We start from the raw sequence: 13784 nt of genomic DNA on the forward strand, positions 1-13784 counted from the left end.
TAAAATGGTGGTTAGTGTTTCGTGAAAAACGGCTCAATATGTTTCACGTGGAACACTATACGAGGAACTTGACCATTAGATATTCGTCGACGTAGGAATTGTCAACCTTCATAGCGCGCGACTCAGTGCCGTAGACCGTGAATCCAAGCCGAAGGTAGAGGCCGTAGGAGGCTTCGTTACGAGTGCTTACAGTCAGCTGGATCTGTTCTACTTCTAAAATGTCCCTAGCTGTCTCTATCAGGGAGGAAATCAATTTGGAGGCAATTCCTTGTCCTCGATATTCCTCAAGGACAAATAGGCCCCAAAGTCGGCCCTTATGGCGCAATTTCAACTGTTCTTGACCAGAATAGCCTATCATTCCGATGATCCGCCCACTTGGATCCACAGCTCCAAGTAGGTACTGATAGGGATAGTTCATGTACTTTTCGTACCGTTGTTCCTTCGAGAGCACCGAAAGACCCTCAAACCAATCGTGGTCAGAGCCAAACACCTCAGGAGCTTGTAGCAGTGCCTCCTTTTGGATGTCGAGAAATGCGGGGAAATCGTCGATCTCTAGAGGGCGAATTGTGTGATCCGTAGTCATAGGATGGTATTCCAAGCGTTGTTATTTACCGATGCAGAATCTGGAGAAGACGGTGTCCAGAACGTCTGGATTCCATGATTCTCCTGAGATGTCACCCAATAGGCGTATTGAAGACCGGATGTCAACTGAAAGGAGGTCTGAGGACAGGCCCGAATCTAGCCCCGCAACAGCAAGGCGTAGATGTCCGGCAATACTTCGTAAGAGTTGAGCCTGCCTGGCGTTGACCAATACATCGGAGATTCCCGAAGTACTGGATCTTACCCGCTCTGCAAATGCTGTTTTGAGGTATTCAAGACCGTATCCGGTAGAAGCAGAACAGAGCACAGAATTCGGATCTTGCACCGGATCCAGCTTTGACGTCACCATATCAACCTTATTCTGAACCGTTAGGACGGGTGTGTAGGGAATCTGGATCCGATCTCATGCACTAGCGACTCGGAATGTGCTTCACCGATGGATAGGTCGTTTACAACCAGTATCAGGTCGCTTTCTTCCAATAGTGAAGTTGTCAGCCTGATTCCTTGTAGTTCGATCTGGTCATCGGTTGGGCGAAGCCCAGCAGTATCGATCAAGTGAATGGAGTATCCGTCAATGAAAAGCGTTTCCGTGAGGTAATCTCGGGTGGTTCCAGGTATGTCACTGACGATCGCTCGCTCCCGTCCCAGCAACGCATTGAAGAGCGAGCTCTTCCCGGCGTTGGGAAATCCGACCACGGCAACGTGAAAGCCAGACCGCAGAACCTCGGCACTATGGGCAGATGCCGCAGTAGCATCAACATCATCGATGATCGTTTGGAGAGTGGAACGTAGAACCGTACGGTTGACGAATTCTACATCCTCCTCGGAGAAATCAAGCTCCAACTCAAGGAGTCCGATTACATCGAGTAACTGTTGACGGAGACCAGTCAAACGGCGCGTGAAGCCCCCTGACAGCTGTCGTGCAGCCGTTTGAGCCCCTACACGGGATCCTGCATGGATCAGGTCCGCCACGGCCTCTGCCTGTGTAAGGTCGAGCTTTCGATTCATGAACGCCCGCTTGGTGAATTCACCGGGTTGGGCAAGCCTTACGCCTGACTCGAGAAGAGAGCCGAGGATCTGTTCCGTAACGAACGAACCGCCGTGACACCCAATCTCTACAACATCCTCCCCAGTATAGGAATGTGGGGCGCGAAAGACCGACGCCGTAATGGAGTCGATTCTAGCGCCCTCGATGATCCACCAACCATACGAAATGGAATGATCAATCGCCTCTGATAGCGTAACAGAACCAGAGAAGAACCGATCTACCGCATTGAATGCAGATGGACCACTGACTCTAACAACGGCCAGTCCGGCAATACCCGGGGGAGTTGCGAGGGCGCAGATAGTATCGGTTAGATGAGGAGTCGTCATAAAGCAAAATATGCAGACGTTGCGGCTATTTGGCGTGAATGTTGAGGGAAGAAGTATGACAGCGAGTCAGCACTTAATAAACAGGTTTACTATCATCGAACCCATAGAATTCCATCTGCCCGTTGTGACATCAACGAACGACTATGCGAAAGAGCTCCTTTCGACGTATCCGTATGTGTTTGTATCAGCACAACACCAAACGGCGGGACGTGGCAGAAACGGACGTACCTGGGTAGGTGATATGCAGGCCAATGCATATTGCTCCATCGGCCTTCTCCATTCACACGAAGAGACGATCGAAGAGCTCTCAGCCTATATGGCAAGGGGCTCCTTGGCTGTCTTGGACACGATCCGCAAGCTGTACCCTGCCATTGAATTGCGGCTCAAGTATCCAAACGATGTACAAGCACGCACCCAACATGGATGGGCAAAGCTTGCAGGGATACTTGTGGAACATGAGTTTCAAGGGCAGCGTTGCACCACGTCTGTGATCGGCATCGGGGTAAACATCAACCAGATGGAGTTCCCGGAGACTATTACACAGCCTTGCACGTCACTACGACTACTTGGGGTGTCTGCCGATTTAGGAGTAGTGATTCATTCACTTCGTAGTTGTTTCTCATGGTGGCGATCCAAGCCTTGGATGGAAGTGCATGAGTTGTGGGTGAAAGAACTTGACCTAGCATCAAAGAACATTCGGATACGGGGCGCTGACGGTGATTGGAAGTTGAAACGTGTACTTCCTGACGGTCGGCTGGTTCTTCAGAATGATGTCACACATACGGAACGGACAATCAGCGATGGCGACACTCTACGATACCAAGATTGAGCTCAACGGTGTTGAGTATGGCATTGCCGGGATCGATGTAGGTAATAGCCGCGTAAAGATCCATCATGATGATGTGTTCTTGTCCTTCCCGTATGACAAGGACTGGAAGAAGAATGTCCAGCATCACTTCCGTGATCATGTTTCCAAACGATATCTGATCGGACTGTCCAGCGTAAATCCAAAACAGACAACTGCAATCGTTAAGGTACTCCAGCGCATTCCGGGTCATTTGGTTCTTAACGCGCATTCGCTGCTCATGAGAAACGATGCACTGCTGTCGCTTGGACGCGTTGAAAACGCTGGTATAGATCGAATGCTAGGAACGATCGGTGCGATGACGCGTGTACAGCCCCCTATCATCACTGTTGATTGTGGCACGGCGGTAACTGTTAATGCCGTGTCGTCCGATCATCACTTCCTAGGCGGTGTGATCTTTGCCGGACTATCAACGCAACTCTTCGGACTCGCAAAACAAACCGCAGCCATTCCAGAGACCAAGTATGCTCCGCCTACCAGCTCCCTTGGCGTGAATACAATGCAGTGTCTGATGTCGGGAGTAACAGCGTCCGTTGTAGGCGGTGTACTCCGTACGATTGCTTCTATCAGATCCAACGATCTTGTAGATACGAACGTGCCGGTTGTGATCACAGGAGGCGAGTCGCAGCAGGTACTCGACACTCTCTTAGCCGAAGGGATCAACGCCGTCTATCACCAGCACATGGTCACCGATGGTATCCTCGCTCTGTTGTCAAAAGCCACTCTTGCTGATCTCCAAGATTCTATCATCGGTAAGATCCTGAACTGATCCATATGCCGAATCCGATCGCACTAGCCATTCATGGCGGAGCAGGCAACCTAGCTCGATATGCCGGCACCGGACGACTTGAACAAGCCGAAGAGATGCTCCGCTGTCTCATACAAGACCTGCATCAGCAATTGAAAGGGGGCTCTCCAGCAATCGAGATCGCAACACAAGCAGTGATAGCGATGGAGGACTCCGGACTTTTTCACGCCGGCAAAGGATCGTCACCGAATTCAAAGGGCTTCGTAGAGCTCGATGCTTCTATCATGCATGGCAGGCATCGCACTGCCGGCTCTATAGCTGCAGCCACCAGCATCAAGAACCCCATCATAACTGCACGATATGTGATGGAGCAGACAGAGCAAGTACTCATCGTTGGTTCAGAAGCCGACTTGCTTGCGGAGTTGTCAGGATCTGAGATCGTAGGACCGGACTACTTTGTGCCATGTGACGAAATCGGTGCGGCATTGCCATCCATGGGTACCGTAGGTGCTGTTGTGTTGGATGTGCGGGGTGACATTGTAGCAGCAACGTCTACAGGTGGGACGCTTCGTAAGCGCGCCGGCAGAGTAGGGGATGCACCCATCATTGGTGCCGGAACGTATGCCGTGAACAACATTGGAGGGATCTCCTGCACAGGTGTAGGTGAGTACTTCCTGCGCGTAAGTGCAGCTTCACGTGCGATCGCGCGAATGGACCTACTCGGTGAGAGCGCAGGGGCGGCTTCCGGTTCGATCCTCTCTGAGATAACCGAACTCGGCGGATCCGGAGGAATGATCGTGATCGATCAGCGAGGCACCGTCTCTATGCCATTCTCAACATCGGGGATGTATCGTGCATCTGTTGATGCCACCGGCCGGGTTGTTGTGGGTTGTCTCTAGCCCCTTCTCAGAATGCCTGGCCGAGACCGATACTGAGTTGCCAGTTTCCTGAGTTCATTGTTCCACGCCGACCGAAGATCCATTTATCATTGGCTCTTGTTGGGTCATAGATACTGGTGGCATAGTCGATACGGAAAGGTCCAACTGGCGTATCGAAACGGTATCCGATCCCGGCAGCAAGCACACTTCCCTTGTAGAGATCTTCGAGACGCATCGAACCGTACAGGTCCGTTGTGAAACGATTGAACGAATTGCCGATGTCGGTGAAGAATGTAAACCCACTTCGTTCCACGATCGAAGCCCATAGGTCATCAACACCACGCGGTCTTTCGAACGTATACCGTACTTCAAAGCCCAGTTCAAGAAGAGAAGCACTGCCGATAACATTCGAATAGATGTATTGATTGTTCGGATCGGGATCATCGATCTGACCAGAATGCGGATCGTGGAGCGTACGAGAGGGAAAGGACCTGATACTTGCCGGACCGCCGGCAAAGAACTGACGCTCAAGCGGAACATAGGTGTTGTCTTGCGTGGTATCTCCACGGACAAACTCTAACAGCTGAATGTGACCGAGTTTGATCTTCGTGGCCCCTACAATTCGGTTTCCTAGAGGAAACGCCGTGGAGAGGAAGGCCTGACCACGAAGGTATTTACCGGCACCCCAACCCCACTCTAAAGACACGCTAGAAAATGTTCCACGAGTTGGGTTGATGGGGTTGTTTCTATGGTCACCACGGACCGTCACACCAAGATTGATACCAGTGAAGAAGTTGCCGGTCTCTTTGAGGTAGGTATCGAGGACAAGAAACTGATTGAAGGTGCTCAGCACATAGGCCGTGTCTTCGGGAGTGGTTGCCTCTGCAAGAGCTGCATCAAGTGCACCGTCAAAGTTCCGAGGTACCTGACGTTCAAGCCCAGCATTCAGATCAATGCCGTTGAAGAACGTGTATGAATAGAGCGAGATAGGGAGTCGGCCATTGATCCCCGCAGACTCCAACCTAAACGAACGCACAAGTTCCCGCACGGAATAATAGGTAGACGTTTGAACCCCGAAACGCTTACCGAAGAGCCGGCCAACATTGGGCCAGGCAAGAACTATAGAGGCCAGTGCTTCGGTCTCCAGCTCCTGTCCTTGTGCGAGGCGGCTAATGTCTTGCAGCACATATTGCAATGTGATCGACGCAACCTGGGCTCCACCAAACACGTTGCGGTATTGAGCGGTAGCACCAACACCAAGATTGAGGTAGTTGTCAACGGCGGTCTGGTAGAACAAGAGGTTCATACCAACATCGTATGGCTTGCTGTTCCTCGTGAAAACACGAATGCCAACTGTTGAATCGCTGCTTCGATACCCGCTGCCAGAAGTGTCGTGAGCCATCGTGTCGATAAGAACGATCTCAAAGGTGCCGAGTGACATTAGGTTGGCACGAGACTGTTCTAACTTTTGTCTACTATACCACTCTCCGACTTCGAAGTCCAACTGACGCATCCTAGTGGATTCGTTCACTGATGGAAACCCTGCTGCGTTTTCCAGGAACATGATACTGTCGATACGTACGCGCCTACCTGGTTCGATCACTACAACAACCGTATCGTGTTGACCGTCCTCAGAGATGCCAACAAGAGGGGGTTGGTAGATCGCACGGTAGTATCCGTTGTTATACAGGACATTCACGACCGAACGAATGCTGCGTTCGATACCCGACTCCGTAAAGGCATCATTCGATCGGAATGTTTGCGCATCCATGGCAAGAGCACGAACAGTTGAATCAATTCCTTCCAATCCCGATATGACAAGGGTGTCAACCTTAGCGCGCTGCCCCTCGTTGATATTGAACGTAAGGGTGTTCTTTTTTGAGGACCGATCGTATTGAAACGAAAACCCAACTGTGGCTTTGTGGTATCCATTCTGATCGAGATAGGTAAGAATGGCGATGCTATCATCGTGGGCAGCGGCAGGATCGTAGTACCGAAGTTCATTTGCTAATTCGTTTCGGATCTTCCCAAGCCGATCCAAAACAACAAGTGGGGTAGCCGGATTCCTTCGGAAATTCTCTTCGTAGTAAAGCGTAAGCTGACGAGTTATCGATAGTTCGCTCGGCAGAGATGATATAACACCGATAAGCTGTTCAGGTGTGGTTTCAACACAACCAACAAACACCACGGCCTGCAACTCCTCGAGTTCCAAGGCGCGAGATCGTTCACCCGACCGCACAACACTATCTGTGTAGTCAGACTGTGCAACAAGGTACGGGGCTCCTGTTGCGCACATAACGAGCACAAAGGCAAGGCGTAGAATGAGGGCTTCAGTACCGGTGCGGATCATCACAGTTTGCAAAATACCGCCATGTATGCCCATGAAACGAACAACGCCCTATCAACATCGGTCGATAGGGCGTAAAAGATCGTTACCATGAAGACGATCTACGATTCGTACGTATCGTCGTCTTCACTGAAGAACATATCATCGGAGGCAGCCTCATATTCAGGCCAAAGGTCCTCGATACCTTCATAGGTGATCTCATCAGAGTCATCGAGTTCACCAAGGTTATCGAGTACTTGCAACGGAGCTCCGCTGCGATTGGCATAGTCAATGAGTTCCTCCTTGGTGGCCGGCCAAGGGGCGTCCTCGAGATACGAGGCAAGTTCGGGCGTCCAAAACATGGGAGGATCCTTGTGAGTGGTTTTCCGGAATTCGTAAGCGGCGCGAATATACACGCGTGAGGCAGTAGACGCAATAACGAATCGTTTTCGGTACAATTGTTACAGCGCGGAGGCGGTCCTTTGGAGGATGAACTCCGCAACGTCCAGATCATAAGAAGTGGTTACCTTAAAATTGGTTTCCTCTCCTGGAACGGTGAACACCGGATATCCGATGCGTTCCACGAGCGAAGCGCAATCTGTGGCCACTAAAGGGCTGCTTTGGGCCGAAGCATAGGCAGCACGGAGGACTACAGCATCAAAGGCCTGTGGGGTCTGGACGCGAAACAGGGCAGACCGATCCACCGTACCGCACACCTGACCAGTCGCATCTACCTGCTTCACGGTATCGGCTATGGGAACAACAGGTACCACTGCTGGGCGCTCCTGAGCCCCCTGAGCCATTCTTTCCCACAACCCGTTGCTTGTTAGGGGGCGAACCGCATCGTGGACGAGAATGACCCCTGCCGTGGCCAACGCCGGGTGAGCCAGGGCGGCAGCTACAGAGTGTTGACGTTCCGAGGAACCAATAACGATATGCAGTCGAGGGTCAGAAAGCCCCAAACGGCTAAACATCTCCGCAACGTAGGCTTCATCTTCAGAATGAATGGCCACCACTACGGCTAGGAGATCGTGCAGCATCAATGCGGTTCTGATGGACCGGACGAGGAGTGGAACGCCCGAAAGTTCAAGGAACTGCTTCGGTATGGCACCCCCAAACCGTGTTCCACGTCCGGCGGCCGGAATGATCACCCCCCGAGATGTACGTCCGTTTATCATGCTTCAAAGATAGATGTAAGAGGGGGCTTGGCAGAAACAGAAACGGGGTACCCTGTTTCCAGGGCACCCCGTTGAAGGGTCGAAATACGAGAGTTCTTTACTTGACGATCATGATCGGCAGAGCGATCACCGTATCGCTGTAGCGAATGACCATTGTGTAGGAACCCGAGGAGACGGAAGCACCAGAAGCATCGCGTCCATTCCAGCGAACCGAACCACCAGCATCAACACCTTCATTGGAGAAGGCAGCTACGGTGCGACCCGTAGAGCTGACCACAGAGATCTCCATGGCTGGTGTTGGCTTTGCGAAGCGGACCTCTACACGATCTGTCATCGGATTAGGCCAAGCTGTAACGCCGGCTTCTGTTGCATCCACAACACCGCCTGGAGTTTCGCCCGAGCCGCTAACAGACATTGACGAGTTACCACCATTCGATGAGCGCAGATTCAGTGTAGCTGTCTTTGCGCCCGGTGAGCCTGGTGTGAACTTCACACAAAGATCAGCAGACTGGCCAGCAGCAATCGCAAGTGGAAGGGTGGTAGTTACCGCGAACTGTCCAGCATTCGCACCAGTAAAGGTTGCCTGTTCGATCGTAATGTTCACGGCCGACGTGTTCGTCACAGCGATACAGCGATCAAGTGATGCGTCTGTAAGAACCGTGCCGAAGTCTTCAGTTGCCGCGTGATCATAACGAAGGACATACGCAGCAGCGAGAGCCACTGTAGCTGTTGGATTAGATGGTGAGTTCGAGGCAATGCTCAGCGAACCGGTGAGTGCACCCTTGGCTGTTGGTGCAGCTTTAAGAGTAACATCTGCCGTCTGGCCAGGTGCCAGCGTTAGTGGCAGGGCTGGCGCATTCGAGATCGTGAAGTCGCTCGGCATGATGGTCATACCAGAGACAAGCAGCGGAGCTGTGCCAACGTTCTTGATAAGACCGCTCACGAGAAGAGTTTTGTCATAGCCCACAGGGATCTCACCGAAGTCTATGCTCTGCGTCGAAAGCTCAAGTGCGGGCGTAGGAACAACCTGGTCGTTTACAACAACATTGCTGTAGGCCGAAGAGGCGCCGCCACACGGGTTCGTAACCACCGCGTTGTAGTATCCGGCGTCACCCTTGCCAACCTTTTCGATCACATAGGTAGCACTTGTAGCACCTTGGATCGGTTGGTCGTTTTTCTTCCACTGGATCGAACGAACATCAGTGGCGTTAACTGTCAGCTCGAGCTTATCGCCAACCGTGAGTGTCTTTGCCGTTGGTTGTGCGATAAAGGTTGGCTTTGCGATAGCTGTAACCTTGGCAACGTTTGAGGTTACGTTGAGTCCGCAAACTGCTGTAACGCGAACACTGTAGTCACCAGTTGTTGCCGGTGTCACACTTGTAAGCAGGAGTTCACTTACATCAGAGTTAGGAATGGCAACACCATTCTTGAACCACTGATAGGAGATACCACTTCCTTGAGCAACAACCTGAAGTGAAAGACGGGAGCCAACGCAGACATCCGTTGAAGTTGGGTGTGTTGTGATCGTTGGTGCCGGGAAGCCCGTGAGTTTTACCTGACGCGACTGAACAGTAAGCTGGCAGTTGTTCGGATTAGGGATGTTCGACTTAACAGCGCAGTAGTACTGGCCGTTGTTATTGTACGAGTACTTTGCGATGGTATACGTTGGGTTGATGGCATCGGGAATGATCGCGCCATCCTTGTACCATTGATACTCCAGATTCAAACCAGTCGCAACAACAGCAATAGTTGCAGGCGTGCCAGGGCAAACATCTTGATTGTTTGGCTGGGATGTGAAACGTGGGCGCATTGCAGCGGTTAGCTGACTCGACGTGCTCGTTACTGAGGGAGAGCAATACCCAGACACAACACAGTCATATGTGCCGTCCTTTGTATTGTCCATGTTGTTGAGGATGTAATCAGCGCTTGTAGCACCCGAGATGTTTGATCCATTCACGCGCCACTGATACGTTACGTCAGTTCCCGTTGCACGAACACGCAGAGTATCATTTGCATTCTCGCAAATGACCTTACTCGATATTGGTTGCGTAACGATCTTCGGAGATTCTGCAACGGTGAGAACTGCTGCTGTACTCTGCTTAAAGGCAATTGCAGGATTACAGTTATCAGCAACGATCACATCGTAGCTACCAGCGTCTGCAAGAGTAACTGCAGGGATCGTGTAAGTGTTCGATGTATTCTTAACGAGTGTAACGCCATTCTTACGCCATTCAAATGTACCGTTTGTCATGTTCGTCGTTACACTGAACGTGACCGGTGAACCAACACAGATCTTTTGGCTTAATGGGTTGGCCGAGATCGTTGGTACAAGACATGGCGGAACCACCGTGAAGGTAGATAAGATCTGGCGTGTGTCACAGGTAGCTGTTGGACCCGGGCACGCCATCGTCTTTGCGCATGTTACACCCGTACCGATTGCGGGGAGTGTAGCAGCGTTTACGAGAAGGATGCCACTTAACTGATACTTGATAGTGACGCTGCACCCATTCCAGCCATCACCATACGAGTCCCAACCGCGCAATTGATACGTGCCTGCAGGAACGCTTAGAGTAACGTTGTTCTGCATTGTTCCAGCGAATGGCTCACAATTGTACACAACATTGGTGCCGGTGTTAACGATCTGCCAGCCAACTTCCGCAACAAAAGATCCTGTTACAGTGGTGAGAGTGAGATTGATCTGCGAACTAGCACTATTAGATGCTAACGCGATCAGAATTGCCAAAAGAGAGACAAACAATCTCCCGGAGTAGAAACGTGTCATACCGAGTTACCTCGTAAGTGTGAATTCTGAATATGTTGTCGAGTGAAATGCCGACGATTCGACAACACCCTTAGATCATTCAGCAGAAGATTCCACTGACCCCCTCTAAAAGCGCAAACCGCTGACACTATTGCCTGTCTCAAGTTATAGTGAATATGAATTCATAACAATCGGTAATCTGTGCGGGCGGCAAAAAAGCACAAAAAAAGGCGCCCCCTATGTAGGGGGCGCCTTTGAGTCTAAATCTCAGACTACGTAATAACTACGTAATTACTACCTGATCACCGTGATCGGTAGGGAAACAGCCGAACCGCCGTAGCGGATGACCATTGTGTAGGAACCTGAAGCAACTGCTGCACCGGATGCGTCGCGTCCGTTCCAGCGGATCGTGCCACCGGCATCAACACCGTCGTGCGAGAACGAGGCAACTGTACGGCCTGTTGAGCTAACAACAGAAACCTCCATAGCCGGGGTGTTCTTTGCAAAACGAACTTCTACGCGGTCGGTCATCGGGTTTGGCCATGCTGTAATACCAGCCTCGGCTGCGTCCACAACGCCACCCGGTGTTTCGCCAACTCCCGAAAGCGAGAGGGACGAGTTACCACCATTGGAGGAGCGGATAGTCAGAGACGCTGTTTTGGAGCCTGCAGAACCCGGGGCAAATGTCACACAGATATCAGCGGACTGCCCGGCAGCGATCGTAAGCGGAAGAGTTGTAGTCACGGTGAACTGTCCTGCATTCGCGCCGGTAACAGTTACCTGTTCGATCGTGATGTCCATTGTTGAGGTATTCGTTACCACAATGCAGCGATCACGAGTTGTGTCCGTCAGCACCGTGTCGAAGTCCTCAGTGGCAGCGTGATCGTAACGAAGCACGTATGCCGCCGAAAGTGCGAGGGATGCAGATGGGTTCGATGGCGAATTCGACGCAATGTTCATCGTACCGGTGAGTGCACCCTTTGTTGTAGGTGATGCCTTAAGAGTAACATCTGCTGATGTACCCGGGGCAAGCGTCAACGGGAGCGTCGGACCGTTTGTGATCGTGAACTCGCTTGGCGTAATGGTAAGACCAGAGACGAGCAATGGTGCTGTACCAACGTTCTTGATCAGACCGTTGAGCTGGAGTGTCTTGTCATAGCCAACTGGGATCTCGCCGAAGTCAACACTTGGGGTGGACAGTTCGAGGATCGGCTCTGGGATTGCCGGGTCAACTACCGAAACGTTCGCGTAGGCAGAAGAAACACCGCCACAATCGTTACGGACAAGGGCATTGTAATAGCCAGCGTCTCCACGACCAACCTTTTCAACAACATATGTTGTCGAGGTTGCACCACTGATCGGCTTATCATTCTTCGTCCATTGGATGGAACGAACGTCTGTTCCTGCTACGGTAAGCTCGAGTCGATCACCAACTGTAAGTGCAGCACCCTTTGGTTCAACAGTGAGCTTCGGCTTGGCAAGCACAGTGATCCTAGCTGAACCGGTTGTTGCACTAAGACCACAAACACCGGTTGCTGTTGCATAATAATCACCGGCTGTAGCAGCTGTTACTGGCGAGATCGTGAGTGAGTTCGAACCAGCATTCGGAATAACAGCGCCATTCTTAAACCACTGATACGTGAGACCCGAACCTTGGAATTCTGAAAGCAATGTTACTGCAGAACCAACACAAGCATCCGTTGTGTCAGGGCTATCCTTCACCACAGGGGCGCGGAAGCCTGATACACGAACAGTGGCTGTCTGGACAGAAACTTGGCAGTTGTTTGGGTTTGGAACGTTAGAGGTAACGAGGCAATAGTATTGCCCATTCGAAGCGTAGTCGTAGCTAGGGAAGTTCAACGTAGCACCAAAGCCGTTTGGAACCGGCTGGCCATCCTTGATCCACTGATACACAACGTTCGTTCCCACAGCAGTAACCGAGATAGAGCCGGCAGTACCAGGACAGATATCTAGGTCTGTAGGTTCTACGGTAACACGAGGACGACCAACAACAGTAATCACACAGGCAGTACTGACAGCCGGCGGCGTGCACGTTCCGGTTACAGTGCAGGTATACGAACCATCTGCAGTAGCAGTTGTTGCATACGTGATCACGTAATTCGAATCAACAGCACCAGCGATCGCAACTCCATTGCGACGCCACTGGAATGTACGACCAGCGCCTGTAGCGCGGATACGAAGTGTGTCGTTTGCATTTTCACAAATACCGCGTGTTGCTGGCATCTGCTGTGTGATCGCAGGAGGAAGAATTGCTTGCAATTCCCAGGAAGCGGAAACTGTGTTCGCAAATGCAGGATCACAATCGTCGCGAACGATCACGTCATAGAGTCCTGCGCTTGAAAGTTGAACCGAAGGGATCGTATATGAATTCGACTTTGAAGTAGTAAGCGTAACGCCGTCCTTGCGCCATTCGTACGTGCCCGTTTCAACATCTGAGATAACTGTGAAGGTCGTGCTTTGACCTACACAAACCGCGCGGCTCGAAGGTGTTGAAAAGATCGTTGGAGGGAAACATCCCTTCAAGACTGTAAATGGTCCGCTAACACCTGGATTGGAGAAACCGCAGCTCCAGCTTGGTCCAGGTACTTCTGAAACTCGGATGTACCAATCAGATCCGGGAGTTACGGTAGCAGGGATGAGCCAGTTATAGGACTGAGCATATCCATCGATGTTGGTCGCGATCAAGTTCCATGTGTATTGTCCATCTGACGAATACTCGATCATGTACTTGCCACCATAGTTACCAATGGTATAGTAGGTACCATACCAGTTGATCGTCATTGTGGTGTTGCGAGTGTACTGCTCTCCGGCTGATGGGCTGGTCACATTGTCGTAACCCCAACCGTAGTAACACTGTGAAGATGCATCAGGTGCAACTACCAGGAGCGCAACCAACGCCATAAGCGTTATAGCCCAACTCTTGGCGTTGTCCACCCACTGTGGCAAAAACTGTGTCATTCCTGACCTCCGTGAAACGTTGAGAAACATTCAAGTTTTCTAAGCGATACGCTTGCGTCATGCAATACAAATGAT

Annotated in this window: 11 protein-coding genes; 3 read left to right on the forward strand and 8 right to left on the reverse strand. The window is 51.4% G+C overall.

Going from position 1 to position 13784, the window contains the following annotated elements; genetic code table 11:
• Positions 1 to 55: 55 nt before the first annotated feature.
• From IPI29_11695 to mnmE, 3 genes are read right to left on the reverse strand one after another with little or no spacing between them, the layout of a single operon-like run.
• Positions 56 to 583, reverse strand: a complete 528-nt coding sequence (locus tag IPI29_11695) for a GNAT family N-acetyltransferase (GenBank protein MBK7413208.1) — start codon at positions 581 to 583, stop codon at positions 56 to 58.
• Positions 584 to 604: 21 nt separating this feature from the next.
• Positions 605 to 949, reverse strand: a complete 345-nt coding sequence (locus IPI29_11700; GenBank protein MBK7413209.1) for a hypothetical protein — start codon at positions 947 to 949, stop codon at positions 605 to 607.
• A 20-nt stretch (positions 950 to 969) separates the two neighbouring features.
• Positions 970 to 1974: a tRNA uridine-5-carboxymethylaminomethyl(34) synthesis GTPase MnmE gene (gene mnmE, locus IPI29_11705; protein MBK7413210.1), complete on the reverse strand. Its 1005-nt coding sequence runs from the start codon at positions 1972 to 1974 to the stop codon at positions 970 to 972.
• 124 nt (positions 1975 to 2098) lie between these two features.
• On the opposite strand from mnmE, the gene IPI29_11710 reads away from it, so the two are divergent.
• The 3 genes from IPI29_11710 to IPI29_11720 are packed head-to-tail and all read left to right on the forward strand — an operon-like array spanning position 2099 to position 4486.
• The gene (locus IPI29_11710) at positions 2099 to 2803 is read left to right on the forward strand and encodes a biotin--[acetyl-CoA-carboxylase] ligase (GenBank protein MBK7413211.1); all 705 of its coding nucleotides are present in this window, start codon (positions 2099 to 2101) and stop codon (positions 2801 to 2803) included.
• Positions 2775 to 3608 (forward strand): type III pantothenate kinase, encoded by an 834-nt coding sequence (locus IPI29_11715; GenBank protein ID MBK7413212.1) that lies wholly within the window; start codon positions 2775 to 2777, stop codon positions 3606 to 3608. Before IPI29_11710 ends, IPI29_11715 begins: the two co-directional genes overlap by 29 nt.
• 5 nt (positions 3609 to 3613) lie before the next feature.
• Positions 3614 to 4486, forward strand: coding sequence for an isoaspartyl peptidase/L-asparaginase (locus IPI29_11720; GenBank protein ID MBK7413213.1), 873 nt, complete (start codon positions 3614 to 3616; stop codon positions 4484 to 4486).
• Between the two features lie 7 nt (positions 4487 to 4493).
• Here IPI29_11720 and IPI29_11725 read toward each other — a convergent pair whose 3' ends face one another.
• The 5 genes from IPI29_11725 to IPI29_11745 all read right to left on the reverse strand — a co-directional run bounded on the left by IPI29_11725 (position 4494) and on the right by IPI29_11745 (position 13709).
• Complete coding sequence (locus IPI29_11725; protein MBK7413214.1) at positions 4494 to 6815, reverse strand: BamA/TamA family outer membrane protein; 2322 nt, start codon at positions 6813 to 6815, stop codon at positions 4494 to 4496.
• Between the two features lie 98 nt (positions 6816 to 6913).
• Positions 6914 to 7153 carry a DUF2795 domain-containing protein gene (locus tag IPI29_11730; protein MBK7413215.1) on the reverse strand — a complete coding sequence of 80 codons (240 nt, stop codon included), beginning with the start codon at positions 7151 to 7153 and terminating at the stop codon, positions 6914 to 6916.
• Positions 7154 to 7252: 99 nt separating this feature from the next.
• The gene (gene ispD / locus IPI29_11735) at positions 7253 to 7969 is read right to left on the reverse strand and encodes a 2-C-methyl-D-erythritol 4-phosphate cytidylyltransferase (GenBank protein ID MBK7413216.1); all 717 of its coding nucleotides are present in this window, start codon (positions 7967 to 7969) and stop codon (positions 7253 to 7255) included.
• Between the two features lie 97 nt (positions 7970 to 8066).
• Entirely contained in the window at positions 8067 to 10751 is a 2685-nt protein-coding gene (locus tag IPI29_11740; GenBank protein MBK7413217.1) for a choice-of-anchor D domain-containing protein, read from the reverse strand.
• A 273-nt stretch (positions 10752 to 11024) separates the two neighbouring features.
• Complete coding sequence (locus IPI29_11745; GenBank protein MBK7413218.1) at positions 11025 to 13709, reverse strand: choice-of-anchor D domain-containing protein; 2685 nt, start codon at positions 13707 to 13709, stop codon at positions 11025 to 11027.
• Positions 13710 to 13784: the final 75 nt, after the last annotated feature.

It is taken from the genome of Ignavibacteria bacterium, from assembly GCA_016707005.1.
GTDB lineage: Bacteria > Bacteroidota > Ignavibacteria > Kapaibacteriales > Kapaibacteriaceae > UBA10438.